Raw genomic sequence first — 24902 nt, forward strand, 5'->3', positions numbered from 1 at the left:
CCTTCTGTGACGTCATGGTGCTTCCTTGAGTGGCGTGAGCCGCTGTCCCCCGGTCTTGTCGGCCTCCGGGCGAGGTGCCCGGACACGGCCCAGGGCCAGCGAGAGAACGGCGGCGAGCCAGCCCGCGCCGGTGATCATGAGCCAGGCGTGGCGGAAGCCGCCGAGGGCCTGAGGTCCGGGCGTGCCGAGGAGGGCGACCAGGGCCGCGACGCCTACCACGGCGCCCAGTTGACGCAGGGCGGAGGTCATGCCGATGCCTGTGGTCAGGCTCGGCGGCGGCAGTTCCAGGACGGCGGCGCCGCCGAGCGCGGGCAGGGACAGGCCGACTCCGACGCCGGTGATGGCCGCCGCCGGGAACAGAACCGTCCAGTACTGCGGTTGGGCCGTGGCGGTCAGGGCCGGCAGCAGCGGGCCGGTACCGAAGAGGAGGGTGCCCGGCACGGCGGCGGCGCGCGGTCCGTAGCGGTCCGTGAGCCGGCCGGCCAGGGGGGCCACGAGGGCGGCCATCACGGGTCCCGGTGTGACCGCGGCTCCGGCGCGCAGCACCGGCCAGTGCCACACGGTGGTCAAAAACAGCACGTTGCACAGCAGCGAGGCGAAGAACCCCGCGCCGAAGTCGAACGTGCCGAGGGTGGCCACGGTGAAGGAACGGAGACGGAACAGACCGAGGTCGGCCACCGGTGTGGCGTGGGCGACGGACCGCAGGACGAACAGCAGCAGCAGTACGGCGGCGGTCCCGAAGGCGGCGAGCACTCCGCCCGAACTCCAGCCCCAGTCCGCGCCCTTGACGATGCCCAGTGCGAGGCCGCCCACGGCGCCGACCAGCAGCAGGGCGCCGAGGGCGTCGGGAACGCCCTGCGCCCGCTCGTCGCGGCTCTCGCGCAGCAGCCGTGCGGCCGCCATGAGCGCGGGCAGGCCGATGACGAGGTTGACGAAGAACACCGCACGCCAGCCCTGCCAGTCCACCAGCAGTCCGCCGAGCGACGGCCCCACTCCGGCGGCGACCGCGCCCGCGGCCGTCGACAGGGCGATCGCGGTGCCGCGCCGCTCGGGCGGGAACTCCGGCAGCGTCAGGCTCAGCGAGGTCGGCAGCACGGTCGCGGCGCCCAGTGCCTGCACGACCCGGGCCGCGACGAGGACCGGCACCGATGCGGCCAGGCCGCTCGCCACGGACGCGGCAAGGAACAGCAGCAGCCCGGCGAGGAAGAGCCGCCGGCGTCCGTACCGGTCGGCCAGGCGGCCTGCCGGTACGAGGGCGGCGGCGAACACCACGCTGTATCCGTTCAGCACCCACGACAGGTCGGCGAGGGAGTCGCGCGGGAACGACCGCCCGAGGTCGGTGAACGCGATGTTCACGATGGTGACGTCCAGCAGGGCCATGAAGACCACGGCCGAGGTGACGACGAGGACCTTCCAGCGACGCTCCATGTTCCGCCTCCGGCACCGAGCGGTCGATTGTTTGATGCAATCGACTCGACCGACTATAGAGCCGTGACTTGCATCAAGCAATCGAGCGGGCGGATCACGTCAGGCCCCGAGTGCCGCCAACTGTGCCTCCGCGCTGTCCAGCAGCATCTCCAGTGCCGTCGGATAGGCGCTGTCGGCCATGCGGGCCGCCAGCAGGGGCGCCGCCTCGGCGATCCGCGGGTGGGTGGTGCGGGGCAGCCGGGCGTACGTCGAGCGCCACATGTCCTCGTCGGCTCGCAGGGCCGCGCTGGGCAGGGCGAGGGAGGCGGCGTCGAGGGCGGCGAAGGCCAGGGTCTGGTCGATGAAGGCGTGGTAGATGCGCACCGTGTCCGGCAGCGGGAATCCAGCGGTACGCAGGACGTCCAGCACGGCCTCGTCGGCGGCCAGTTCGTTGGCCCGGCCGGTGACGCGGCTGGTGGTCAGCACCGCGGCCTGCGGGTGGGCGAGACAGGCGGCGTGGATGCGCAGGCCGACCGCGCGCAGGTCCGCCCGCCACTCCCCCGTGGGGCGCCAGCCGTCGAGGGCCTGGCCGATGAGCGCGTCGCCGATCGCGAGGGTGAGCTCGTCCATGCCGCGGAAGTAGCGGTAGAGGGTGCTCGGGTCGGCGTCCAGCGCGAGGCCCAGGCGGCGGGCGGTGAGGCCCGCGCTGCCGTGTTCGCGCAGCATCCGCAGCGCGGTCTCGACGATCAGCCGCTCCGACAGGACCGTGCCGCTCTTGGTCGGCCGCCGTCTGCGCCGCTTCTCTTCGGGCACCACCGGTTTGGGCATGACAACCTCCCCAGGCCTTATGCCAACGCCATTGACCTTATGTGAACCCACAGCGTTGTATCTCCGGCGGGGCCCCTCGTCATCAACCCTCCGACAGGGAGATCTGTCATGCGTGTCCTGCTCGTGGGAGCCGGCGGTGTCGGCACCGCCATCACCCGGATCGCCGCCCGCCGCTCGTTCTTCGAGGCGATGGTGGTGGCCGACTACGACCCGGCACGGGCCGAGGCGGCGGTCGCGGCCCTGGACGACGGTCGCTTCGGCGCCCAGCGCGTCGACGCGAGCGACGAGTCGGCCGTGGCGGAGCTGCTGCGCCGGCACGGCTGCGACGTCCTCCTCAACGCCACCGACCCGCGCTTCGTGATGCCGCTGTTCCGCGCGGCGCGCGCCGCCGGAGCCACCTACCTCGACATGGCGATGGCCCTCTCGCACCCGCACCCCGAGCGACCGTACGCGGAGTGCGGGGTCAAGCTCGGCGACGACCAGTTCGCGCAGGCGGAGGAGTGGGCGAAGGCGGGCGCGCTGGCCCTGGTCGGCATGGGCGTGGAGCCCGGTCTGTCGGACGTCTTCGCCCGGTACGCCGCCGACGAACTCTTCGACGAGATCGAGGAGATCGGCGTCCGCGACGGCGCGAACCTCACCGTCGACGGCTACGACTTCGCCCCGTCCTTCAGCATCTGGACCACCATCGAGGAGTGCCTCAACCCGCCGGTGGTCTACGAGGCCGGGCGCGGCTGGTTCACCACCGAGCCGTTCAGCGAGCCCGAGGTGTTCGACTTCCCCGAGGGCATCGGTCCCGTGGAGTGCGTGAACGTGGAGCACGAGGAGGTGCTGCTCGTCCCGCGCTGGGTGGACGCGCGCCGGGTCACCTTCAAGTACGGGCTGGGCCAAGAGTTCATCGAGACGCTGAAGACGCTGCACCTGCTGGGCCTGGACCGCACCGCGCCGGTGACCGTGCCGAGCGCCGCCGGACCGGTCTGCGTCTCGCCCCGGGACGTCGTCGCCGCGTGCCTGCCCGATCCGGCGACGCTGGGCGAGCGGATGCACGGCAAGACCTGTGCGGGCACCTGGGTGCGCGGCGTCAAGGACGGTGCTCCGCGCGAGGTGTACCTGTACCACGTGGTCGACAACCAGTGGTCCGTGGCGGAGTACGGCAGCCAGGCGGTGGTGTGGCAGACCGCCGTCAACCCGGTCGTGGCGCTCGAACTCCTTGCCACCGGCGCCTGGTCCGGCTCGGGCGTCCTCGGCCCGGAGGCGTTCGAGGCCCGCCCGTTCCTGGATCTGCTGACCGCCTACGGCTCCCCGTGGGGCATGCGCGAGCAATGAGCACCGTATCTGCGCGACTTTTGTCGTTTCACTCGCGCATCGACAGGTGACTCGAAACCGAGTAAGCCATTCGCGAGGGCACGTACGACTTCGATCGCAGGTGACATTTCATGGACGACTGGCGAGACCAGGCCGCGTGCCGTAACGAGGACCCCGAGCTGTTCTTCCCGATCGGCACCTCAGGCCCCGCGTTGTTGCAGACCGAGAAGGCAAAGGCGGTGTGCGCCCGCTGCCCGGTCCGGGAGCAGTGCCTTGAATGGGCGCTGGCCCACGGCGAGATCCTGGGCGTGTGGGGCGGCACCGGTGAGACGGAACGGCACGCCATGCAGCGCAGGCGGCGCCGGCGCGCGGCCGCGCGCAACGGTTAGGGCCTGTCCGGGCGCCTCAGCTCTTCGGAGTTGGGGCGCCCGGCAGTCGCAGGGTGAACACCGCGCCTGCGCCCGGCTCGCACGCGGCGACGGCCGTTCCGCCGTGTGCGGCGACCAGATGACGGACGATCGGCAGGCCGAGCCCGCTGCCGCCGGTGCGGCGGCTGCGGGACTTCTCGGCACGCCAGAACCGGTCGAACACGTGCGGCAGATCCTCCGGCGCGATCCCCGTGCCGGTGTCGGTCACCGTGAAGACGACCTCTTCACCGTCGCGGCGGGCGGCCAGGGTGACGGTGCCGTCGGGGGGCGTGTGCCGCAGCGCGTTGGAGACGAGGTTGCCCAGCGCCTGCCGCATGCGCACCGGATCCGCGTCGAGCCACGGGCTGCCGTCCTGTTCGGTGCGTACGGTGACGCCGGCGGCGTCGGCGGCGACGCGGTGGGCGGCCGCGACCTGGTCCAGCAGGTCGTCGGCGCGGACCGGTTCGCGGTGCAGGCGCAGGGTGCCCGCGTCGGCGGCCGCGAGGTCCTGGAGGTCGTCGATGATGCGCTGCAGCACCAGAGCCTCCTCGTGCAGTGAGCCGAGCAGCGCGGGATCCGCGTCGACGACGCCGTCGCGGGTGACCTCAAGCCAGCCGCGGATGTTGGTCAGCGGGCTGCGCAGTTCGTGCGCGATGTCGCTGACCATCGCCTTGCGCTGGGCCTCCAGACGTGCGCGCCGCTCGGTGAGGTCGTTGAACGCCTCGGCGAGGATGCCGGTCTCGTCCCGCGTGGTCACCGGCACCCGCACATGCCGGTCCGGCGGCTGCTGCGCCGCCTCGGTCAGCGCCCGCAGGGGCCGTACGAGCCGGGTGGCGACGACGGCCGTGACGGCGAGGGTGACGGCGAGGACGAGACCCGCGGCCCCGACGATCTTGGCTTTGTTGGCCGGGGACATGTCGAAACGGGGCGGGGTGGTGTCGTCGCCGCCGAGGTAGAGCTCGGCCACGGGGGCGACATACGGGTCGAGTTGGGCACGCAGGGCGTCGTCGGTGCAGCTCTGCGCCGTCTGCATCGCCTTCGTGTCGCCCTCCTTGGCGAACTTGGCGATGGCGTACCGGCTCACGGGGGCCTTGCCGGTGGGGTTGAGCATGAGGTAGAGCGGCCTGCCGAGCTCGAGGCCGTGTTGCTGCAGACAGGCGCGGGCGCCCCGGGTCAGGTCGTCGAGCGCCTTCTTCTCGGTGCCTGTGGGGTCGCTGAACAGCCCGTAGCCGCAGTCCTCGGTCAGATAGTCGGGGGCCGCGGAGCCGTCGGAGTTGACGATCGTGGGGCGGCCGCTCGGGCTGTGCTCGACCTTGGTCTCGACGCCGAACCGGCGGTAGCACGTCCGCTGTTTCTCGGCCATCGCGTCCAGTTGTGCGCGCTCTTTCGCCGTGAGCCGGTAGGGGCCCACGGCTCGGGGGTCGATCCCGCTGAGCTGGGCGCCGGTCTCGGTGTAGGTGTCGGTGTGCAGGGGGTCGACGGTCGCGGCGGCGCCGAGGGGCAGGGAGGTGCCCGTACGCGCCGAGTCGGCGATGAGGGTGCGGTCGGCGGTGGTCAGGGCGATGCGCCGGCCCATGGTGGCGGCCAGGGAGCGGACGGTGGCCCCGACGCCCTTCCAGTCGGGGTGCGTTGCCGCATAGCCGCTGAGTTCCGCGAGGATCCGCATGTCGTCGGCGAGGTCCTGGCCCTGTTCCTCACGCAGGGCGCGGGTGGTGGTCTCCACCGCCAGCCAGGCCGTCGCCGCCACCGAGCACACGGCGATCAGCACCGACGCGATCAGCAGGCGCACCAGCAGCCGCTTGCGCAGCGGTATGCGGCGCTTCACGGACGGCCGCCGCTGAGCTTGTAGCCGACCCCGAACACGGTCAGCAGCCGCACCGGCCGGCGCGGGTCGGTCTCGATCTTCTTGCGCAGGTTCATGATGTGGACGTCGACGGCCCGCTCGGTGGAGGCCCGGTCGAAACCGCGGGTGCACTGCAGCAACTGGCGCCGCGTGAAGACCCTTTCGGGCTCCGCCGCCATGGCGAGAAGGATCTGGAACTCGGCCGGTGTGCACTCCACGGGTACGTCGTCGCAGCGCACCTCGTGCCGTTCCGGATCGACGGTCAGCCCGGCAGCCCGTACGACGGGATCCTCCCGCACGCCTGCCGTCCGGCCGCTGCGCCGCAGCACGGTACGGATGCGGGCCATCAGCTCGCGCGGGCTGTACGGCTTGGTCATGTAGTCGTCGGCGCCCAGTTCCAGGCCGAGCAGGACGTCGTCCTCCTCGGACCGTGCGGTCAGCATGAGCACCGGTATGTCCTCCTCGCCGCCGCGCAGCACCCGGCACACGCCGAAGCCGTCGACCACGGGCAGCATCAGGTCGAGGACCACGAGGTCGGGTCTGAGCCGGCGGGCGGCGTCCAGGGCGGCCGCGCCGTCATGGACCACCGTGGCCGAGTGACCCTCCGCCAGCAGGGAGCGGCGTATGAGTTCGGCCTGCATCTCGTCGTCCTCTGCGACCAGCACATGTGCGCACACGCGGCGGCTCCTGGGCGCTTCAGCGGGCGAGGGACTTCGCGTCGCCCATGACGACGACGGGGTGGAGGCCGGGGTCGAGCGTGCGCAGCAGCTCCTTCATGTGCTGCTCCGAGACGCTGACGCAGCCGTGGGTGGGGCCGCCGTGGTCGACGTGGAACCATATGCCGCCGCCGCGGCCCGCGCCGAGGGGCCGGGTCCAGTCGAGGGGCGACGCACCGGGCTTGCGGTTGTAGTTGATGGCGATCACGTAGTCGAAGGAGCCGGCGAGGGGTTCGCCCTCGAAGCCCGTGCCGGGTGAGGTGAAGGCGCCGGAGCGGTGGTAGGGCAGCCGGGTGCCGGGATCGACGAGGAGCCCGCCGGCGTCGGTGAGGCCGTACACGCCGATGGGCGAGCGCAGGTCGCCGCCCGTGTGGTGCTCGGACCAGCCCTTGAGCGCGTTGTGCGCGGGCCAGCTCTCGCCCGCCTGCCAGCCGGCCGCGGTGCGCTCGTACAGCACGACCGTGGACAGCGGGGAGTTCCTGTCTCGTCCGGTGACCACGACTGCCTGGCGGGCGTCGGCGGGGATCGCGGCCAGTGTCCTCGGCCCCAGGCCCGGCAGGCGCAACGGGGCGGCCTGGACGGACATCTCCGGCGAGGGCGGAGCGAGGGCGGCGACGTCCGGTGTGCTCGTCGTGGCCGTGGGGGCGCCGGACGGGTGGCCCGGCGACGCCACTGCCCCGCCGCCGCATCCCGTGAGGAGCAGGGACGCGGCGAGCAGGGCGACACGGGGTCTATTCATGATCACGGGTCGACTGTGACCGACACATGTGAGGAACTCGTCAGGTTCTAGGCTTCGTTCGGCTTCCCGGGACTGTACAGCCACGTGGTGAACAAATGGTTGAGGTCCTTGCCGGATTTCCGCTCCGCGAGGCGGATGAACTGTGCGGTCGTCCCGTGCCCGTCGCGGTGTTCGGCCGCCCAGGCCCGCAGGATGCCGAAGAAGGTGCGGTCGCCGACGGCGGTGCGCAGTTCGTGCAGGGCCATGGCGCCGCGGTCGTAGACGGGAGTGTCGAAGATGTTCTTGCCGCTGCCGGGGTCGCCGGGCGGGAACGCCCACAGGTGGTCGCTCGCCGGGTGGTGGTAGAGGCCGTCGAAGGTCTTCTGGGCGCTGTCGCCGCCGTGCTGCTCGCTGTAGAGCCACTCCGCGTAGGTCGCGAAGCCCTCGTTGAGCCAGATGTCCTTCCAGGAGGTCAGCGACACGGAGTCGCCGAACCACTGGTGGGCGCTCTCGTGGACGAGGGTGCTCAGGTCCGGCGCCGAGTCGTACAGCGGGCGCGACTGGGTCTCCAGCGCGTATCCGACGTCCGGCGCGTGGTCCACGATCGACCCGGCGTTGCGGAACGGGTAGAACCCGAAGAGCTTGCTCTCCCATTCCAGGACGGACGGCAGCTTCTTCAGGACGGGGGCCGCCTGGGACGCCTCGCGCGGGTCGACGGCGTTGTAGACGCGGATGCCGTCGCGCGTGGTGTACTGCTCGACCTTGAACTTTCCGATCGTCGCCGTGGCGAGGTAGGCGGCCATGGGTTCGATCTGGCGCCAGTGGAAGGTGGTCTGCCCGTGCGCGGTCCGCTGCCCGACCAGGACGCCGTTGGCCACGGCGGCGCGGCCCTCGGGGACGGTGACCGTGATGTCGTAAGAGGACTTGTCCTTGGGGTGGTTGTTCGCCGGGAACCAGGTCATGGCGCCCTGAGGCTCCCCGGCGACGAAGGCGCCGTCGTCGGTCCGTATCCAGCCGTCGGCCGAGCCGTCGGGGTCGGTGACCTGCTCGGGGATGCCGCTGTAGGTGACACCGACGCGGAACTCCTCGCCCTTGTGCAGGGTGCGGCGCGGGGTGACGACGAGTTCCTGGCCGTCGCGGCGGTACTGCGCCCGGGCGTGGTCGACGGTCAGGCCGGTGACCTTCAGCCCCTTGAGGTCGAGGTCGAAACGGGTCAGGTCCTGGGTGGCGCGGGCCGTGAGGACTGCGGCACCGCCGAGGTGACGGCTCGTCGGGTCGTAACGCAGGGTCAGGTCGTAGTGGTCGACGTGGTAGCCGCCGTCGCCGGCGAGCGGGAAGTAAGGGTCACCGACACCCGATGCGCCACCGGTGCCGGCGGTCGCGGGTCCGGCGGCGGCGAGCAGTGCCGCGAGGGCGACCGGGACGGTCGCGGTCAGGGCCTCGCGGCGAAGGACGGTGGTGGGTCTGACGGCGTGACGGCTGGACTGCCTCACATGCGCTCCTGGGGGGGTGGCCGATGATCATACGAATCCCAGGTTATGGGCAGCCCGGCCCGGTTTCCTTCTCGATCAGGTCAAGTGATACGACGTCACTCGACGCCCGCGCACTACGCTCAAGGTCACCCGCCACCCAGAAAGGACCCGATCGTGAGCGTTCGCGTGCGTCGCGTCTACGAACCGCCCGAGCCGGACGACGGTGTACGCGTCCTGGTCGACCGGCTGTGGCCGCGCGGACTGTCCAAGGACGCCGCGCACGTGGACGAGTGGCCCAAGGCCCTCACCCCGTCGACCGAACTGCGCCGCTGGTATCACGCGGGCGAGGGGTCCTACGAGGAGTTCGCCGACCGTTACGAGGCGGAGCTGGACGCCCCGGATGCGGCCGAACTGCTCGAACACGTCCGGGAGTTGGTGGACAAGGGGCCCGTGACGCTGCTGACCGCGTCCAAGGAGCCCGAGCACAGTCATGCCGAGGTGCTGCTCCGGCTGCTGGGTTCGCGTTCGAGGTAGGTCTCGGTGACGGCCAGGGCGGCCGCCATGATGCTCAGTTGCGGGTTCACCTCCGGGCAGCCCGGCAGGGCGGAGGCATCGGTGACCACAACACCGTCGACGCCCCGCAGCCGGCCCTCGGCATCGGCCGGCGCCCGCTCGGGCTCGCTGCCCGCGGCGACCGTGCCGGCCGGGTGGAAGGCCGACAGGTGCAGGTCGCACGGGGTGATCCCGGTGAGCAGCGCGTCGAGTTCCGGGAGGGTGCGGGCGCGGGGCGCCCGTGGGATGCCGGTGAGCACCTCCACGGCCCCGGCGGCGAAGAGGACACGGCCCATGGCGCGTACGGCCGTCATCAGCCGGGCGCCGTCACGGGGGTCCAGGCGGTAGCGGACGAGGGTGCGGTCGCGGCCGAGAACCCGTCCCGAGGGCCGGTCGGCGATCATGGCGCCGAGGATGGCCAGCCGGTCGGCCCCTTCCAGTTCACGGCGCAGCGCGCGCCCGAGGCCGGGGAGGACGAAGCTGCTCATGCCGGGCGGGCTCGCGGTCGCCTCGATCAGGATCCCGCGGTCGTGCAACTCCTCGACGCCGGTGCTCTGCAGGACGCCTTCCCAGGACGTGACCGGTTCCGTGAAGCGGCCGGCGACGCTGGTGGCCGGGTGGACGCTGAGGTTGCGGCCCAGGCGGGGATGCCCGCCCAGGCCGCTGCGGCGCAGCAGCGGCGGGGTCTGCAGGGCGCCCGCGGCCGTGACGACGAGGGGGCTGAGGATCTCCAGTTCGCTGCCGTCCGCCCGGCGGGAGGTGTCCGTGGGTCAATCCCCTTGCAGCGGCGGGCGGTTCACGCAAGGACGCGACAGGGGCGGCCAGTTCGTGCTCCGACCGCCCCTGCCGTCCGTCGCTCAGGCGGTCTGCTTCGCCGCCGCCCGGCCGGCTGCCCGCCCGGAGAAGAGGCAGCCGCCGAGGAAGGTGCCCTCCAGCGCGTTGTAGCCGTGCACGCCTCCGCCGCCGAAGCCCGCCACCTCGCCGGCCGCGTAGAGACCGTCGATCGGGTTGCCGTCGGCGCCCAGGGCGCGGGAGTCGAGGTCGGTCTGGATGCCGCCGAGCGTCTTGCGGGTGAGGACGTGCAGCTTGACGCCGATGAGCGGGCCGGCCGCCGGGTCGAGGATGCGGTGCGGGGTGGCGACGCGGCCGAGGCGGTCGCCGATGTAGCGGCGGGCGTTGCGGATGCCCTGGATCTGGGAGTCCTTGCTGTAGGGGTTGGCGATCTGCAGGTCGCGTGCCTCGATCTGGCGGCGCAGGACGTCCGCGTCGAGCAGCGGCTTGTCCGTCAACTCGTTCATCTTCGTGACGAGTTGTTCCAGGGTGGGTGCGGTCACGAAGTCGGCGCCCTTGCGCAGGAACGCGTCGACCGGGGCCGGGGCGCCCTTGCCCAGGCGGTTCTTCAGGACCGCGCCCTTGTCCTTGGCGGTGATGTCAGGGTTCTGCTCGGAGCCCGACAGTGCGAACTCCTTCTCGATGATCTTCTGGGTGAGGATGAACCAGGAGTGGTCGTGGTCCGCGATGTCCGGGGTGGTGCGCAGGTACTTGAGGGTGCCGAGGGTGTCGTAGCCCGGCAGGCAGGGGTCGGGCAGTCGGCGGCCGAGGGCGTCGAACCAGAGGGAGGACGGGCCGGGCAGGATGCGGATGCCGTGGCCGGGCCAGATCGGGTCCCAGTTCTGCAGGCCCTCGGTGTAGTGCCACATGCGGTCGCGGTTGACCAGGCGGACGCCGGCCTCGGCGCTGATGTCGAGCATGCGGCCGTCGACGTACGCGGGGACGCCGGTGACCATCTCGGTGGGCGGGGTGCCGAGGCGCTCGGGCCAGTAGCGGCGGACGATGTCGTGGTTGGCGCCGATGCCGCCGGTGGTGACGACGACGGCCTGGGCGGTGAGTTCGAAGTCGCCGATGCGGTCACGGTTGGAGGCCACGCCCCGGGGCGAGCGGTCTTCGGCGAGTACGGTGCCGCGCACTCCGCGGGCGGCGCCTTCCTCGATCACCAGCTCGTCGACCTGGTGGCGGTGGTAGAAGGTCAGCAGGCCGTCGCGGGCGGCCTGCTTGGCGTGGTCGACGAATGGCTCCACCACGCCGGTGCCGGTGCCCCAGGTGACATGGAAGCGGGGGACTGAGTTGCCGTGCCCGTCGGACCGCAGGTCGCCGCGTTCGGCCCAGCCGACCGTCGGCAGCAGCTTGATGCCGTGCCCGTCCAGCCAGGACCGCTTCTCGCCCGCCGCCCACTCGACGTAGGCGCGGGCCCAGCGCACCGCCCAGGAGTCCTCGTCGTCGACCCGGTCGAACCCGGCGCTGCCCTGCCAGTCGTTCCAGGCCAGGTCGAAGGAGTCCTTGATGCCCAGGCGGCGCTGCTCCGGGGAGTCGACGAGGAACAGCCCGCCGAAGGACCAGAACGCCTGGCCGCCGAGGTTGGCGGCGTTCTCCTGGTCGACCAGCGCGACCCTGCGGCCCCGGCTGGTGAGCTCGTGCGCGGCGACCAGGCCCGCGAGGCCCGCTCCGACGACGATGACGTCCGCATCCATGGCGAGGGTTCCTTTGCTCGTTGGGTGGTCTGGTTGTGGGGCTCGTTCGAGATCTCATCGGGAGGTGCCGCTGCCGTCGGTCAGCAGCGCGGTGAGCAGTTGCTTGAGCCAGCGGCGGGCACCGTCGACGTCCTTGTCCAGCAGCAGTTGGGTGGTGACGCCGTCGTACGCGGCGACCACGGCGTGCGCCGCACCGTCGATGTCGCCGAGCACGGCGGGCAGTTGGGCGAGGCCCTGCGCGCGAGCGAGGCGGTCGGCGACCGCCTGCCGCAGCCGCGTCCGGTGTTCCAGCAGGGTCTCGGCGACCTGGGGATCGCGGGCGGCGTGCACCAGGAAGTCCGTCTTCACCAGCAGCCAGTCCAGGTCGAGGAGCAGTACCTCGGTGACGCGGTCGACCGCGGCGGGCACGTCCAGGTCCGGTCCGTCCAGGGCGAGGGCACCGGAGACCTGGTCCGCGATGAGGTCGGCGCGCTGCTGGTAGAGGGCGAAAAACAGCTCGTCCAGGCTGTCGAAGTTGGAGTAGAAGGCTCCCCTGCTGTACCCGGCGGCCTCGCAGACCTCCTCGATGGAGACCCGCCCGAAGCCCTTGGCGGCGAACACGGCGAAGGCGGCGTCGAGGAGGTTGGCGCGGGTGCGGACCCGGCGCCTGGTCACACGTGGGGCCGTCTGCTCCGTCGTCATCTTCGACCTCCGTTCAATACAGGAATGTATCCGATACATCGATGTATCGGAAGGTGGGCCTGGTGCCGTTCCGACCGAACACGATAGGAACAGATTTTCGAATAGAGGAGTACGCTGTATCTGTGGACATGCACCTCCAGGGCTCCCTCTTCGACCAGACCGACGAGTTGCGTCTCGCCCCCCTCGACGGGATCCGCCGGACGCACCTCGGCCTCGGCGCCTGGATCGACGTCCGGCCCGGATGGCTCGGCGGCTCGGACACGCTGTTCGAACAGCTGGCCGCCGAGGTGCCCTGGCGTGCGGAGCGCCGCACGATGTACGACCAGGTCGTGGACGTACCCCGGCTGCTCGCGTTCTACGGTGCGGGCGACGCGCTCCCGCACCCGGTACTGGACGAGGCGCGCGAGGTCCTGTCCGCGCACTATGCCGACGAGTTGGGCGAGCCGTTCACCACGGCCGGGCTCTGCTACTACCGCGACGGGCGGGACAGTGTCGCCTGGCACGGCGACCGGATCGGGCGGGGCGCCCGCGAGGACACCATGGTCGCCATCCTCTCCGTGGGCACGCCCCGCGATCTGCTGCTGCGCCCGATGGGGGGCGGCGAGAGCGTGCGGCGCCCGCTGGGGCACGGCGATCTCATCGTGATGGGCGGCTCCTGCCAGCGGACCTGGGAGCACTCCGTCCCGAAGACCACACGCGCCGCGGGACCGCGCATCAGCATCCAGTTCCGCCCGCACGGCGTGCAGTGAGGCGGAGAGGCGGCCGCTTCGGCTGCACGCAGGGGGCTGCCTCCGGCGGACGGTGCCGGAGGCAGCCCTCACTCTCCGAGCCCGCAGATTGGCGTGGACCTGCCGCTTCCGGTGCGGTCCTGGTCTGCTTTGCTTGTGCCGTCGGTCAGGGACCTCACCACGCGGGGCAATCATGCAGGCAGACGTGCGGCAAGTCGCCGACGGCATTCACCTGGTACACGGCAGCAACACCAACTGGGTGATCCTCACCGAGGGCGACGAGATCACCCTGGTGGACACCGGCTACCTCGGAGACCGGGAGCAGTTGCTCGCCTCGCTGGAGACGGTGGGCGGTGCGCCGGAGGCCGTCGCGGCGGTGCTGATCACCCACGCGCACAACGACCATCTGGGCTCCGCCGAGTATCTGCGCTGCACCTACGGCACACCCGTGTATCTGCACGAGGCCGAAGTGCCGCACGCACGCCGGGAGTTCCTGCAGCAGGTGACCGTCGGGCAGGTCGTGAAGAACAGCTGGCGGCCGGGGGTCCTGCCCTGGTCGGTGCACACCCTGCGCGCCGGCGGCATGGCCCATGTGCCGGTCGCCGCCCCGGAGCCGTTTCCGGCGGTGGGCCCGCTGGACCTGCCGGGCCGCCCCGTGCCGGTGCACACGCCCGGCCACACCGACGGCCACGCGGCCTTCCACCTGCCGGACACCGGGGTGCTGATCTCGGGCGACGCCCTGGCCACCGGCCACGCCACCTCGCGGATCCAGGGGCCGCAGCTGCTGCCCGACATGTTCCACCACGAGCGGGCCCGTGCCGTGGCCTCGCTGGACATCCTCGCCGCACTGGACGGTGAGCTGCTGCTGCCGGGGCACGGTCCGGTGCACCGCGGTCCAGTACGTGAAGCGGCACTTCAGGCCAAGGAGCGTGCCCTCTAAGGTGAGGTGACGATCACCCGCGAGGCAAGGACACGCACGCCATGGCACTGCAGATCAGCGCGACGAACCCGGAGCACCCCGCGCTCCTGCTGGCCCTGCCCTGGCACCTGCCGCTGGAGGAGTGGCCCGACGAATACCTCGTCCCGCTGCCGCGCGGCATATCCCGCCACGTCGTGCGCTACGCCCGCGCCGGCGACGAGGTGATCGCGGTCAAGGAACTCGCCGAACGGCCCGCCCTGCGCGAGTACGAGCTGCTGCGCGACCTGGACCGGCTGGGCATCCCCGCGGTGGACCCGCTGGCCGTGGTCACCGGGCGCTCCGACCAGGAGGGCGACCCGCTGGAACCGGTGCTGATCACCCGGCATCTGCGCGGCTCACAGCCGTACCGCTCGATGTTCGAGACGACGATGCGCCCGGCCACCATGCACCGCCTCATGGACGCCCTGGCCGTGCTGCTGGTGCGCCTGCACCTCGCCGGGTTCGCATGGGGCGACTGCTCACTGTCCAACACCCTCTTCCGGCGCGACGCGGGCGCCTACGCCGCCTACCTCGTGGACGCCGAGACCGGTGATCTGCATCCCCAGCTCAGCGGCGGGCAGCGCGAGTACGACCTGGACCTCGCCCGCGTGAACATCAGCGGCGAGCTGCTGGACCTGGAAGCCTCGGGGGCGCTGCACCCGTCCGTCGACCCGGTCGAGTTCGGCATGGAGATCTGCGCCCGCTACGGGGACCTGTGGCAGGAGCTGACCCGCACGTCCGTGTACCCGGCGGGCAAGTACCACTACATCGAGCGCCGGATCCGCCGCCTCAACGACCTCGGTTTCGACGTGGCCGAGATGCAGATCCAGCACTCCTCGAACGGGGACACGGTCACCTTCGTCCCCAAGGTCGTCGACGCCGGCCACCACCAGCGGCAGCTGCTGCGACTGACCGGCCTGGACGCGGAGGAGAACCAGGCGCGGCGGCTGCTGAACGACCTGGAGAGCTGGATGGCCACCCAGGACGACTACGCGCCCGGCGACCCCCTCGCGGCCCGCCCCGAGGTACTGGCCCACCGGTGGGTCCGCGACGTCTTCCGGCCCACCGTGCGCGCCGTACCCCTCGAACTGCGCGGCGCGATGGACCCGGCGGAGATCTACCACGAGCTGCTCGAACACCGCTGGTACCTGTCCGAGCGGGCGCAGCACGACATAGGGCTGGACACGGCGGTGGAGGACTACATCGAGAACGTGCTGCCCAAGGCGCGCGAGACCCTGGAGCCGGTCACCCCGGAGTGAGTCAGGCGTGCGGTACCACGGCCACCGGGCAGTCGGCGTGGTGCAGGACTCCGTGCGCCACCGAGCCGATACGGGCGCCGACGGCCGTGCGGTGCGCGCGCCGGCCGACGACCATCAGCTGGGCCCGCCCAGCCACCGACAGCAGCACCTGGCCCGCACTGCCGATCTCCAGGTGCTCGATCACGGGTACGTCGGAAAAGCGCTCCCGCCAGGGCTGCAGTGCGGCGGCCAGTGCCTTCGCCTGGAACGGTTCCAGGCCGCCGGCCTCGTCGAGGAGGTGCATCGAGCCCGGGCTGTACGCGAACACCGGCGGCAGTGTCCAGGCCCGCACCGCACGCACGGTGGCGCCACGGGCGGCCGCCGTCTCGAAGGCGAACCGCAGGGTGTCGGCGCTGTCGTCCGGTCGGCCCTGCTGGCCGACGACCACCTCCCGTCCGGCGGCCTCGGCCGTCGGCTGGTCGCTCGCGCGCACGAGCACCACCGGCCGCGTCGTCTCGGCGATCACCTGCTGCCCGACGGAGCCGAGCAGGAAGCCGACGACGGGCCCGTGCCCGCGTGAGCCGAGCACCAGCATCTCGGCCTCAGCGGCCTCATCGAGCAGCGTGTCGACCGTCTCCCCCGCCACGACGTCCGTGGTGACGTCGAGGTCCGGATGGCGCGCGGTGACACTCCGCACGACCTCGGCCAGCGCGCCCCGCACCCATCCGGCCTGGGTGTCCGGGTCCGCCGCGTCGATCGCCTCGTACGGCTGGAACCGCCAGGCCTGCACCACCCGCAGCGCCAGCCCCCGGCGGACCGCCTCCCGGGCCGCCCAGTGCAGTGCCGCGACGCTCTCCTCGGTTCCGTCGACACCTGCGGTGATCGGGCGGGTCATGCGGCTGCCTCCCAGGCTCGTGACCAGGTCACTCGTACCCAGTCTTCACTACGCTCCTGCGACGCGGCCGACGCCGTCGCGCTGGGACGGTGGTGGGCCGAGGCGCTCGGCTGGGTCGTGGTCAACGACGCGGCCGACGAGTTCGAGATCCGGCCCGAGAAGGACCGTCTGCCGGGACTGATCTTCGGCCCGGTGCCGGAGGGCAAGACCGTCAAGAACCGCCTGCACCTGGACTTCCGCCCCGACGACCAGGACGCCGAGGTGGCCCGGCTGCTGGCGCTGGGCGCCCGGCGCGTGGACGTCGGGCAGGGCGAGCAGTCGTGGGTGGTGCTGGCGGATCCCGAGGGGAACGAGTTCTGCGTGCTCTCGTCGAGGCGCCGCTGAGCGGCGGCCCCGCCGTATACCGGAGCGAAGCGGGACGATCGAACATACGATGGGCGGGAGCCGGCGGCGACCGCCTTGGCGACAGGGCTCGCCGGCCGTCAGTGCGACCACTCGGGGTGGGAGACGTATGGCACAGGCGTCCGACGCAGCACGGACCGTCATCATGACCGTCGACGACGATCCGGGAGTCTCCCGGGCCGTCGCCCGTGATCTGCGGCGGCGCTACGGCGAGTCGTACCGGATCGTGCGCGCGGAGTCCGGCGAGTCCGCGCTGGATGCGCTGCGGGAGCTGAAGCTGCGCGGCGACCTGGTGGCGGTGATCCTGGCCGACTACCGCATGCCGCAGATGAACGGCATCGAGTTCCTGGAGCAGGCCCTGGACGTGTATCCGGGTGCCCGGCGGGTGCTGCTGACCGCGTACGCGGACACCAGCGCGGCCATCGACGCGATCAACGTCGTCGACCTGGACCACTATCTGCTCAAGCCCTGGGACCCGCCCGAGGAGAAGCTCTACCCCGTCCTGGACGACCTGCTGGAGGCCTGGCGCTGCAGCGACTTCCGGCCGGTGCCCAGCACCAAGGTGGTCGGGCACCGCTGGTCGGCGCGGTCCTCGGACGTACGGGAGTTCCTGGCCCGCAACCAGGTGCCCTACCGCTGGTACTCGGCGGACGAGCCCGAGGGCGGACGGCTGCTGGCGGCGGCCGGGCAGGACGGGCAGCGGCTGCCGCTCGTGATCACCCCGGACGGGACGCCCCTGGTCGAGCCGGAGGCGCCCGAGCTGGCCGCGCGGGTGGGGCTGGCGACGACGCCTGCGGCGGACTTCTACGACCTCGTCGTCATCGGCGGCGGGCCCGCCGGACTCGGGGCCGCCGTGTACGGGGCCTCGGAAGGCTTGCGGACCGTGCTCGTGGAGCGGTCGGCGACCGGTGGGCAGGCGGGGCAGAGCTCGCGGATCGAGAACTACCTGGGCTTCCCGGACGGCGTGTCGGGGGCGCAGCTGACCGACAGGGCGCGGCGGCAGGCGGCGAAGTTCGGCGCCGAGATCCTCACCGCGCGCCAGGTGACCGGACTCGAGGTCAACGGGGCCGCGCGGACCGTGCGGTTCTCCGACGGCTCGGCGGTCGCCGCGCACAGCGTGATCCTGGCGACCGGCGTGTCGTACCGGCAGCTCGACGCGCCGGGCTGCAACGACCTGACCGGCTGCGGGGTGTTCTACGGCTCGGCGCTGACCGAGGCGGCCTCCTGCCAGGGCCACGACGTGTACATCGTCGGCGGCGCCAACTCGGCCGGGCAGGCGGCGATGTACCTGTCGCGGGGCGCCAAGTCGGTGACGCTGCTGGTGCGCGGGCCGGACCTGTCCGCCTCGATGTCGTACTACCTGATCCAGCAGATCAACGAGGCGCCCAACATCTCCGTGCGCGCCCGCACGGTCGTCGAGTCCGCACACGGTTCCGGCCGGCTGGAGCAGCTCACCCTGCGCGACACGGAGACCGGCGAGACCGAACTCGTCGACGCGCAGTGGATGTTCGTGTTCATCGGCGCGGCCCCGCTGACCGACTGGCTCGACGGCACGGTGCTGCGCGACGAGCACGGGTTCATCCTGGCCGGGCCCGACCTGACCCCGGACGGGCGGCCACCGGCGGACTGGGAGCTGGACCGGCCGCCGTACCACCTGGAGACCAACGTTCCCGGCGTGTTCGTGGCGGGCGACGCCCGCGCCGAGTCCGCGAAACGGGTCGCGTCCGCCGTCGGAGAGGGAGCCATGGCCGTGATGCTCGTCCACCGGTATCTGGAGCAGTCGTGAGCGGGCAGGTGATGCCCTGCAGCCCGCAGGAGATCGGTTCGCTGTTCCTGTTCGAGAAGCTCACCCCGGAGCAGCTCGGGCGGCTGTGCAGCGAGGGGCGGGTGGAGCGTTTCGAGGCGGGGCCCGTGTACACCGAGGGCGAGCCCGCCACCTGCTTCTTCGTGATGATCGAGGGCACGGTCGTGCTCTCCCGGCGGGTCGGCGGTGACGACGTCGAGGTGACCCGTACCTCGCAGCCCGGCGTGTACTCGGGCGCCATGCAGGCCTACCTCGGGGACCGGGTCCGGCAGCTGTACAACAACTCCATGCGCGTGACGGAGCAGACCCGGTTCTTCGTGCTGCCCGCGGACACGTTCGCGGCCGTCATGCAGGAGTGGTTCCCGATGGCGGTCCATCTGCTGGAGGGACTGTTCTTCGGTTCGAAGAGCACCCAGCGGGTCATCGGGCAGCGGGAACGGCTGCTGGCGCTGGGCTCGTTGTCCGCCGGGCTCACCCATGAGCTCAACAATCCGGCGGCGGCGGCCGTGCGGGCCACCGCGACGCTGCGCGAGCGGGTCGCGAAGATGCGGCACAAGCTGGGCGTCATCTCCGCGGGCCCGTATTCGCGCGAGGCGCTGGCGAACCTCATCGAGGTGCAGGAGCGCACCGCCGAACTCGTCGCCAAGGCACCCACATTGAGCCCGCTGGAGGCCGCGGACCGGGAGGACGCGCTCACCGACTGGCTCGACGACCACGGCATCCCGGACGGCTGGCGGCTCGCGCCCACGTTCGTGCAGGCCGGTCTGGACGTCGACTGGCTGGACCAGGTCGCGGCGGACGTGGACCAGGAGATCCTGCCCGCGGCGATCGGCTGGCTCAACTACACGGTCGAGACCGAGCTGTTGATGGACGAGATCGAGGACTCCACTACGCGTATCTCGCACCTGGTCGACGCAGCCAAGCAGTACTCCCAGCTCGACCGGGCCCCCTACCAGAACGCCGACGTCCACGAACTCCTCGACAGCACGCTGCTGATGCTGTCGGGCAAGATGGGCTCGCGGATCGAGGTCGTCAAGGACTACGACCGAACCCTGCCGAAGATCCCGGCCTATCCGGCGGAGCTGAACCAGGTGTGGACCAACCTGATCGACAACGCGGTCCACGCCATCAACAGCGCTGGCGGAGAAGGCACGTTGACGGTGCGGACGGCTCTCGAGCACGACCGGCTGCTGGTGGAGTTCCGCGACACCGGGCCCGGCGTGCCGCAGGACATACGCGGCCGCATCTTCGACCCGTTCTTCACCACCAAGCCGGTGGGCGAGGGCACCGGGCTGGGACTGGACATCTCCTGGCGGATCGTCGTCAACAAGCACCACGGCACCCTCCAGGTGGAGTCCGAACCCGGGGACACCCGCTTCCAGGTCCTGCTGCCCCTGACCGCGGCGGACGACGACACACCGGAGGAGCCCGCATGACCAGTGCCCATGGAATCGACCCCGGTGTCCCGCCGAGCGGCAGCGGGTGCGTCGAGTGCGACGCGGTCGGCGGCTGGTGGTTCCATCTGCGACGCTGCGCGCAGTGCGGGCACATCGGCTGTTGCGACGACTCGCCCGCCAAGCACGCCAGCGCCCACTACCGGGAGACCGGCCACCCGGTGATCCGCAGTTTCGAGCCGGGCGAGGGATGGTTCTGGAACTTCGACACCGACGAGCTGTACGAGTCCGGGCCCGACCTCGCTCCCCCGGTGAGCCATCCCGCGGACCAGCCTGCGCCGGGCCCCGCGGGGCGGGTGCCGGAGAACTGGGCGGAGACGCTGCGCTGAGGCCCTGACCTCCCCTGTTCGCAGGCTCGTTTGTCAGTGCCGCGTGCCAGGATGGATCTGTGCCGCAGACCGTATCTACTCAGGGTGGCCGCGCGATGTCCGCACCCATCACCCCAGCCGGCATGCCTGTCGGCTGGGGGTCCGGGGGTCATCCCCCGGGAATACGCAACACCACGCCGGTGATCGGCCGGGACGAGGAAATCGCCCGGCTCGCCGGGGTGCTGGAGCGTGCCCGGGGCGGGGAGGCCCGGGCCGTGCTGCTCGCCGGGGACGCCGGGGTGGGCAAGACCCGGGTGCTGGACGAGGTCGCGGGGCGGGCCGCCCGGGCCGGGATGACGGTCCTCGCCGGTCACTGCGTCGACCTCGGTGACGTCGGGCTGCCGTATCTGCCGTTCACCGAGATCCTGGGCGCGCTGGCGGCCGACGAGCGGTTCGCGGACGCGCTGGCCCGGCATCCGGTGGTGGACCGGCTGCGGGGTGCGGGGCCGGACGCGGTGCGGGACGAAGGGGGTCTCACCACGCGTCCGGACAGTGGCGGAGGGCGGCTGCGGCTGTTCGAGGGCATGGCGGGGCTGCTGGCCGACCTGTCGGAGATCGCTCCCCTGCTGCTGGTCCTGGAGGATCTGCACTGGGCCGACCAGTCCTCCCGGGACCTGCTGCGCTTCCTGCTCAGCCGCGGCATCCTGCAGCGGCCGGCCGGCGGTGCGCCCACGCACCGGCTGGCGGTGTTCGCCTCCTACCGGGCGGACGATCTGCACCGTCGCCACCCGCTGCGCCCGCTCCTGGCCGAGCTGGTACGGCTGCCCGCCGTGGAGCGGCTGGAGCTGCGCCCCATGGCGGATGCCGAGGTGACCCGGCTGGTGCGCGCGCTGCAGGAGCGCCCGCTGCCGGAGGCCACGGTCCGCGGGATCGTCGAGCGCGCCGAGGGCAACGCCTTCTACGCGGAGGAGCTGCTCGCGGCCACGGACACGGAGGCGGGCGGCGTGCCCAGCGGCCTGGCCGACGTCCTCCTCATCCGCATCGAGCAGCTGTCCGACACCGCCCAGCAGGTGCTGCGCACCGCCGCGGTCGCCGGGCGGCGCGTGGAGCACGACCTGCTGCGCGAAGCGGTCGGGCTGCCCGAGGACGAGCTGGAGGCGGCGCTGCGCGAGGCCGTCGGCCGCCAGCTCCTGGTCCCCGGTGACGCCGACACCTACGCCTTCCGGCACGCCCTGGCCCGCGAGGCGGTCTACGCGGATCTGCTGCCCGGCGAACGGGCCCGGCTGCACGGCGCGTTCGCCCGGCTGCTCGCCGGACCCGGGCACCGGGCGGAGAGCGCCGCCGAGCGCGCCCACCACTACCGTGAGAGCCATGACCTGGCCGAGGCGCTGGCGGCCTCCCTGGAGGCGGCAGAGCATGCCGGGCGGGTGGGCGCGCCCGCCGAGGAACTTCGGCACCTCGAGACCGCCCTGGACCTCTGGGAGTCGGTGGACCCGGCAGTCCGGCCCGCGGGCGACGGCATCGACCGGGTGACGCTCACCCTGCGCGCCTCGGCCGCGGCCGCGCATGCCGGTGAGTCGCACCGGGCGGTGTCCCTCACCCGGGCCGCGCTCGCCGGCGTCGGCCAGGACACGGACTCCGAACTCGCCGCCCGGGTCCGGTACACCCTGGCCGGCAATCTGATGCGCGTCGACAGTCTGACGGCCGCGTTCGCCTACAGCAGCGAGGCGCTCGCCATGATCCCCGCCGAGCCGCCGACCCGGACCTGGGTGTGGGCGGCGGCCACGCATGTCATGGCGGCCCGCCAGATCGGGGACGACGAGACGGCGCTGCGTGTCGCCCACCAGGCCCTGGGCGTGGCCGAACAGCTGCGGGTCGCGGACGCGCAGGCCGACCTGCTCATCTCGCTGGCGATCCTGGAGGGCGGCGGCCGCCGCACCGTCGCGGGCCTTGAGCGGCTGAAGCAGGCCCGGGAGCTGGCCCGGCGGGCGGGGAACGCGCCGGTGGAGATGCGCGCCCTGTTCAACCTGGCCGTCGGCTGCTTCGAGGCGGGTGACCTCGAAGGCTGTCTGCCATGGGTGACCGAGGGCCTGGAGCGCGCCCGGCGGGCCGGGCTGCTGTCCTCGCCGTATCCGCTGGAGATGCGTTATCTGCATCTGCTGGCGCTGTACACGCTGGGCCGCTGGGACGAGTGCGTGCGGGCCGCGGCGGCCGACGCGACCGTGCTGCCCTCGGCGGGCGGCTATGCGATGGGCCCCGCCCTGTATGTGGCGCTGGCCCGCGGGGACATGGGCGCCGTCAAGCGGGCTCAGACCCTGCTGGAGGGGCCCTTCGACTGGATGGCCACGCTGGTCGCGGGCATCGCGCTGACCGAGGCCGCCGTGCTGCGCGGCGAGCCGGAGGCGGCGGTGGAGCGGACCCGGGCGACGGTCGCGGCGCTGACCGACGAGGCGGGCCACCTCCCCTACGCCTCGGTGCGGTTCGCGGCGCTCGCCCTGACGGCGGTCGCCGACGCCGCCATGCAACTGCGCGCGTCCGGCGGCGAGTGGCACCGCTGGAAGGACACCGCGGACGAACTGGTCGAGCTCGCCCGGCAGTCGGCCCTGCACGGCGAGGACGGCAGGCCGCAGGGGCCCGAGGGGATGGCCTGGCTGGCCCGCGCCGAGGCGGAGTGGCTGCGGGCGGTGTCCGGGCCGGACGCGGTGGCCTGGGAGAGGGCGGTGACCGCGTTCGGGTTCGGGGACGTGTACGAGCGGGTCCGCTGCCAAGTGCGGTTCGTCGAGGCCCTGTTGGCGGCCGAGCGGCGCGAGGAGGCGGCCGTGCGGGCCCGCGAGGCGCGAGCGGTGGCCGAGCGGCTCGGCGCGGCGCCCCTGCTGGAGCGGATCGACGCTCTGATACGCCGCGGCCGTCTGGCCGGCGCCCCGTCGGACGGGGAGCGTCCCTCGCCGCTGACCGCCCGGGAGCAGGACGTGCTGCGGCTGCTCGCCCGCGGCCGCAGCAACCGGCAGATCGGCGAAGAACTGTTCATCACCGGCAAGACGGCCAGCGTCCACGTCTCCAACATCCTGGCCAAGCTGGGTGCTTCGAGCCGCACGGAGGCGGTGGCGATCGCCTACCGGCAGGGGCTGATCGCACCGGAGCCGATGGCATCGGGCTGACCTCACCCGCCGGGGTGCCGGGCGGCGCAGTCGAGGCTCCTCAGGTCGACGGCGTCGGCCAGGGCCCGCATGCCCTTGTCGTTGGGGTGCAGATGGTCGCCGCTGTCGAAGACGGGACGGACGCGCTCGGGGTCGTAGGGGCTGCGCAGGACATGATCGAAGTCGGTGACGGCGTCGAACTCGCCGCTGCCGCGGATGAACCGGTTCACCTCCCCCCGTGTCTTCTCCCCGGCCGGATCCCATTCCGGCCAGCCCTTGTACGGGGCGACGGTCGCGGCGACGACGCACTTCCCCGCCGCGTGCACCCGGGCGACGATCTCGCGGTAGCCAGCGATCAGGTCCTGGGCGGTGACTCCGGTATGGGCCTTGATGTCGTTGACGCCTTCGAAGAGGAAGACGGTGCGGACACCCGGCTGGGACAGGACGTCGCGCTGCAGGCGCTTCAGGGCGCTCTGGCCGCCGCCGTCCGCAAGGACCTGGTTGCCGGAGATCCCTTCGTCCGCCACGCCTTTGACGTGGCCGGCGGAGGACCGCAGCCGGCGGGCGAGGTAGTCGGGCCAGCGGCGGTCGAGGTCGGTGGTGGACTGCCGGCCGTCGGTGATGGAGTCGCCGAGGGCCACGACCGCTGCGGTGCCGGCGGGCGGGCGTACGGAGACGGCGTCCAGGTAGAACCAGGAGCCGGTGGTCTGCGTCCAGTGGGCGGCGCCGGTCTCGGCGGTGTGGTCGCCCTCGCTCGTGTAGGACGTCTGCAGCGCCAGCCAGTGACCGGTCGCGGGTCCGGCCGCGTCCGGTGAGTGGATGCTGACCACGAGGTCGGTCGCGGCGGGCAGCCGGCCGGGCAGCGGGTCGCTGAGGGCGGCGGCGCCCGCGGTGACGGTGACGGAACGGGAGCCGCCGAAGGTCAGCCGGTGATTGCTGCCGGGGACCAGTCGGGCGCCCTGCTGCCGCAGACCGGCGTATACGCTGTCGAAGGTCACCGGCCGGTCGCCGAAGGCGTTGGAGAGCCGTATCCGCAGGTCGCTTCCGGCGGTGCTGGTGTGGACGACGAGCCGGTAGCCGCGGTCGGCGACCGCGTCGTCCATGCGCTCGGCGCTCGCCCCCCAGGTGACCACCTCACGGCGGTCCGCGGGCGCTCCCACCACGGTGAACGGGGCCTGATCGTCGGTTGCGTGCACCGGGGTCGCCTGGATGGCACCGGCCAGCAGCAGAAGGGCGCCGAGTCGGCCGGCCCGGGCGAAGCGGGCGTTCACCGGGCGATGCCCTTCCAAGTGACGGAGCCGCTCGCCGAGGTTTCCGGGGGACATCGACTCCTCCAGTCAGACGGGCTTCGGGCTCACCTGCGGGAGACACAGCTGTGTGCGCATTGTCGCACTCGAGTTCGGCCACCGCAGTGCGGCGATGACCGGGCCGTTCAGAAGCCGGGCCCTTCAGAAGCGGGTGGATGTGCCGGATCCGGGCGCCCCACCTGACTGGGGCGCCCGGACCGGTGTCACTGTTCCGCGG

Annotated in this window: 22 protein-coding genes and 1 pseudogene; 11 read left to right on the plus strand and 12 right to left on the minus strand. The window is 72.2% G+C overall.

Going from position 1 to position 24902, the window contains the following annotated elements:
- Positions 1-12: 12 nt before the first annotated feature.
- Together ACWCRD_RS17290 and ACWCRD_RS17295 are read right to left on the minus strand one after the other, a co-directional pair.
- Complete coding sequence (locus tag ACWCRD_RS17290; protein ID WP_450966665.1) at positions 13-1428, minus strand: DHA2 family efflux MFS transporter permease subunit; 1416 nt, start codon at positions 1426-1428, stop codon at positions 13-15.
- Positions 1429-1527: 99 nt separating this feature from the next.
- A complete protein-coding gene (locus ACWCRD_RS17295; protein ID WP_450966666.1) occupies positions 1528-2235 on the minus strand; it encodes a TetR/AcrR family transcriptional regulator in 708 nt (235 codons plus the stop codon).
- A gap of 108 nt (positions 2236-2343) precedes the next feature.
- On the opposite strand from ACWCRD_RS17295, the gene ACWCRD_RS17300 reads away from it, so the two are divergent.
- Entirely contained in the window at positions 2344-3558 is a 1215-nt protein-coding gene (locus ACWCRD_RS17300) for a saccharopine dehydrogenase family protein (protein ID WP_450966667.1), read from the plus strand.
- Between the two features lie 110 nt (positions 3559-3668).
- Complete coding sequence (locus ACWCRD_RS17305) at positions 3669-3926, plus strand: WhiB family transcriptional regulator (RefSeq protein ID WP_450966668.1); 258 nt, start codon at positions 3669-3671, stop codon at positions 3924-3926.
- 16 nt (positions 3927-3942) lie between these two features.
- On the opposite strand, the gene ACWCRD_RS17310 is transcribed toward ACWCRD_RS17305, so the two are convergent.
- Genes ACWCRD_RS17310 through ACWCRD_RS17325 form a run of 4 tightly spaced genes read right to left on the minus strand, consistent with a single transcriptional unit; the run spans position 3943 to position 8714 of the window.
- Positions 3943-5769 carry a sensor histidine kinase gene (locus tag ACWCRD_RS17310; RefSeq protein ID WP_450966669.1) on the minus strand — a complete coding sequence of 609 codons (1827 nt, stop codon included), beginning with the start codon at positions 5767-5769 and terminating at the stop codon, positions 3943-3945.
- Positions 5766-6464, minus strand: coding sequence for a response regulator transcription factor (locus ACWCRD_RS17315; RefSeq protein ID WP_450966670.1), 699 nt, complete (start codon positions 6462-6464; stop codon positions 5766-5768). The genes ACWCRD_RS17310 and ACWCRD_RS17315 overlap by 4 nt, the downstream gene beginning before the upstream one ends.
- A 19-nt stretch (positions 6465-6483) precedes the next feature.
- Positions 6484-7248 (minus strand): L,D-transpeptidase family protein, encoded by a 765-nt coding sequence (locus tag ACWCRD_RS17320; RefSeq protein WP_450966671.1) that lies wholly within the window; start codon positions 7246-7248, stop codon positions 6484-6486.
- A gap of 41 nt (positions 7249-7289) precedes the next feature.
- Positions 7290-8714: a M1 family metallopeptidase gene (locus ACWCRD_RS17325; RefSeq protein WP_450966672.1), complete on the minus strand. Its 1425-nt coding sequence runs from the start codon at positions 8712-8714 to the stop codon at positions 7290-7292.
- A gap of 153 nt (positions 8715-8867) precedes the next feature.
- Between ACWCRD_RS17325 and ACWCRD_RS17330 the strand changes: the two genes are divergently transcribed.
- The gene (locus tag ACWCRD_RS17330) at positions 8868-9227 is read left to right on the plus strand and encodes a DUF488 domain-containing protein (protein ID WP_450966673.1); all 360 of its coding nucleotides are present in this window, start codon (positions 8868-8870) and stop codon (positions 9225-9227) included.
- Here ACWCRD_RS17330 and ACWCRD_RS17335 read toward each other — a convergent pair.
- The 4 genes and pseudogenes from ACWCRD_RS17335 to ACWCRD_RS17350 all read right to left on the minus strand — a co-directional run bounded on the left by ACWCRD_RS17335 (position 9182) and on the right by ACWCRD_RS17350 (position 12454).
- Positions 9182-9733 carry a GMC family oxidoreductase gene (locus ACWCRD_RS17335; protein WP_450966674.1) on the minus strand — a complete coding sequence of 184 codons (552 nt, stop codon included), beginning with the start codon at positions 9731-9733 and terminating at the stop codon, positions 9182-9184. The two genes, ACWCRD_RS17330 and ACWCRD_RS17335, sit on opposite strands and share 46 nt — an antisense overlap.
- Positions 9734-9868: 135 nt before the next feature.
- Positions 9869-9979, minus strand: a pseudogene (locus tag ACWCRD_RS17340) (GMC family oxidoreductase N-terminal domain-containing protein); the annotation flags it as partial.
- A 123-nt stretch (positions 9980-10102) separates the two neighbouring features.
- The gene (locus ACWCRD_RS17345) at positions 10103-11773 is read right to left on the minus strand and encodes an FAD-binding dehydrogenase (protein ID WP_450966675.1); all 1671 of its coding nucleotides are present in this window, start codon (positions 11771-11773) and stop codon (positions 10103-10105) included.
- 54 nt (positions 11774-11827) lie between these two features.
- On the minus strand, positions 11828-12454 hold the full coding sequence (locus ACWCRD_RS17350) for a TetR/AcrR family transcriptional regulator (RefSeq protein WP_450966676.1): 627 nt from the start codon (positions 12452-12454) through the stop codon (positions 11828-11830).
- A gap of 128 nt (positions 12455-12582) precedes the next feature.
- Here ACWCRD_RS17350 and ACWCRD_RS17355 point away from each other — a divergent pair, with 128 nt between their 5' ends.
- The 3 genes from ACWCRD_RS17355 (at position 12583) to ACWCRD_RS17365 (ending at position 15399) form a co-directional block, all read left to right on the plus strand.
- The gene (locus ACWCRD_RS17355; RefSeq protein ID WP_450967007.1) at positions 12583-13203 is read left to right on the plus strand and encodes an alpha-ketoglutarate-dependent dioxygenase AlkB; all 621 of its coding nucleotides are present in this window, start codon (positions 12583-12585) and stop codon (positions 13201-13203) included.
- Positions 13204-13375: 172 nt separating this feature from the next.
- On the plus strand, positions 13376-14122 hold the full coding sequence (locus ACWCRD_RS17360; RefSeq protein WP_450966677.1) for an MBL fold metallo-hydrolase: 747 nt from the start codon (positions 13376-13378) through the stop codon (positions 14120-14122).
- A gap of 41 nt (positions 14123-14163) precedes the next feature.
- The gene (locus tag ACWCRD_RS17365; protein ID WP_450966678.1) at positions 14164-15399 is read left to right on the plus strand and encodes a DUF4032 domain-containing protein; all 1236 of its coding nucleotides are present in this window, start codon (positions 14164-14166) and stop codon (positions 15397-15399) included.
- Position 15400: 1 nt separating this feature from the next.
- Here the strand turns inward: ACWCRD_RS17365 and ACWCRD_RS17370 are convergent, their stop codons facing one another.
- Positions 15401-16273 (minus strand): universal stress protein, encoded by an 873-nt coding sequence (locus ACWCRD_RS17370; protein WP_450966679.1) that lies wholly within the window; start codon positions 16271-16273, stop codon positions 15401-15403.
- An 81-nt stretch (positions 16274-16354) separates the two neighbouring features.
- Between ACWCRD_RS17370 and ACWCRD_RS17375 the strand changes: the two genes are divergently transcribed.
- From ACWCRD_RS17375 to ACWCRD_RS17395, 5 genes are all read left to right on the plus strand, one after another.
- Positions 16355-16657: a VOC family protein gene (locus ACWCRD_RS17375; RefSeq protein WP_450967008.1), complete on the plus strand. Its 303-nt coding sequence runs from the start codon at positions 16355-16357 to the stop codon at positions 16655-16657.
- A 127-nt stretch (positions 16658-16784) separates the two neighbouring features.
- Positions 16785-18461: an FAD-dependent oxidoreductase gene (locus ACWCRD_RS17380; RefSeq protein WP_450966680.1), complete on the plus strand. Its 1677-nt coding sequence runs from the start codon at positions 16785-16787 to the stop codon at positions 18459-18461.
- A complete protein-coding gene (locus ACWCRD_RS17385; protein ID WP_450966681.1) occupies positions 18458-19915 on the plus strand; it encodes an ATP-binding protein in 1458 nt (485 codons plus the stop codon). Before ACWCRD_RS17380 ends, ACWCRD_RS17385 begins: the two co-directional genes overlap by 4 nt.
- Entirely contained in the window at positions 19912-20262 is a 351-nt protein-coding gene (locus ACWCRD_RS17390; protein ID WP_450966682.1) for a UBP-type zinc finger domain-containing protein, read from the plus strand. Before ACWCRD_RS17385 ends, ACWCRD_RS17390 begins: the two co-directional genes overlap by 4 nt.
- Positions 20263-20384: 122 nt before the next feature.
- Positions 20385-23399, plus strand: a complete 3015-nt coding sequence (locus ACWCRD_RS17395; RefSeq protein ID WP_450967009.1) for a helix-turn-helix transcriptional regulator — start codon at positions 20385-20387, stop codon at positions 23397-23399.
- A gap of 2 nt (positions 23400-23401) precedes the next feature.
- Here the strand turns inward: ACWCRD_RS17395 and ACWCRD_RS17400 are convergent, their stop codons facing one another.
- Positions 23402-24649, minus strand: coding sequence for an SGNH/GDSL hydrolase family protein (locus ACWCRD_RS17400; protein ID WP_450967010.1), 1248 nt, complete (start codon positions 24647-24649; stop codon positions 23402-23404).
- Positions 24650-24902 lie beyond the last annotated feature (253 nt).

It is taken from the genome of Streptomyces sp. NPDC002092, from assembly GCF_053593775.1.

Excerpts from the sequence above, each read along its gene's own strand:
- ACWCRD_RS17390 (WP_450966682.1), top strand. The coding sequence starts at position 19,912 with ATGACCAGTGCCCATGGAATCGACCCCGGTGTCCCGCCGAGCGGCAGC.
- ACWCRD_RS17370 (WP_450966679.1), bottom strand. The coding sequence starts at position 16,273 with ATGACCCGCCCGATCACCGCAGGTGTCGACGGAACCGAGGAGAGCGTC.
- ACWCRD_RS17305 (WP_450966668.1), top strand. The coding sequence starts at position 3,669 with ATGGACGACTGGCGAGACCAGGCCGCGTGCCGTAACGAGGACCCCGAG.
- ACWCRD_RS17290 (WP_450966665.1), bottom strand. The coding sequence starts at position 1,428 with ATGGAGCGTCGCTGGAAGGTCCTCGTCGTCACCTCGGCCGTGGTCTTC.
- ACWCRD_RS17395 (WP_450967009.1), top strand. The coding sequence starts at position 20,385 with ATGCCTGTCGGCTGGGGGTCCGGGGGTCATCCCCCGGGAATACGCAAC.
- ACWCRD_RS17360 (WP_450966677.1), top strand. The coding sequence starts at position 13,376 with ATGCAGGCAGACGTGCGGCAAGTCGCCGACGGCATTCACCTGGTACAC.
- ACWCRD_RS17380 (WP_450966680.1), top strand. The coding sequence starts at position 16,785 with ATGGCACAGGCGTCCGACGCAGCACGGACCGTCATCATGACCGTCGAC.
- ACWCRD_RS17355 (WP_450967007.1), top strand. The coding sequence starts at position 12,583 with ATGCACCTCCAGGGCTCCCTCTTCGACCAGACCGACGAGTTGCGTCTC.
- ACWCRD_RS17295 (WP_450966666.1), bottom strand. The coding sequence starts at position 2,235 with ATGCCCAAACCGGTGGTGCCCGAAGAGAAGCGGCGCAGACGGCGGCCG.
- ACWCRD_RS17345 (WP_450966675.1), bottom strand. The coding sequence starts at position 11,773 with ATGGATGCGGACGTCATCGTCGTCGGAGCGGGCCTCGCGGGCCTGGTC.
- ACWCRD_RS17335 (WP_450966674.1), bottom strand. The coding sequence starts at position 9,733 with ATGAGCAGCTTCGTCCTCCCCGGCCTCGGGCGCGCGCTGCGCCGTGAA.
- ACWCRD_RS17350 (WP_450966676.1), bottom strand. The coding sequence starts at position 12,454 with ATGACGACGGAGCAGACGGCCCCACGTGTGACCAGGCGCCGGGTCCGC.
- ACWCRD_RS17300 (WP_450966667.1), top strand. The coding sequence starts at position 2,344 with ATGCGTGTCCTGCTCGTGGGAGCCGGCGGTGTCGGCACCGCCATCACC.
- ACWCRD_RS17365 (WP_450966678.1), top strand. The coding sequence starts at position 14,164 with ATGGCACTGCAGATCAGCGCGACGAACCCGGAGCACCCCGCGCTCCTG.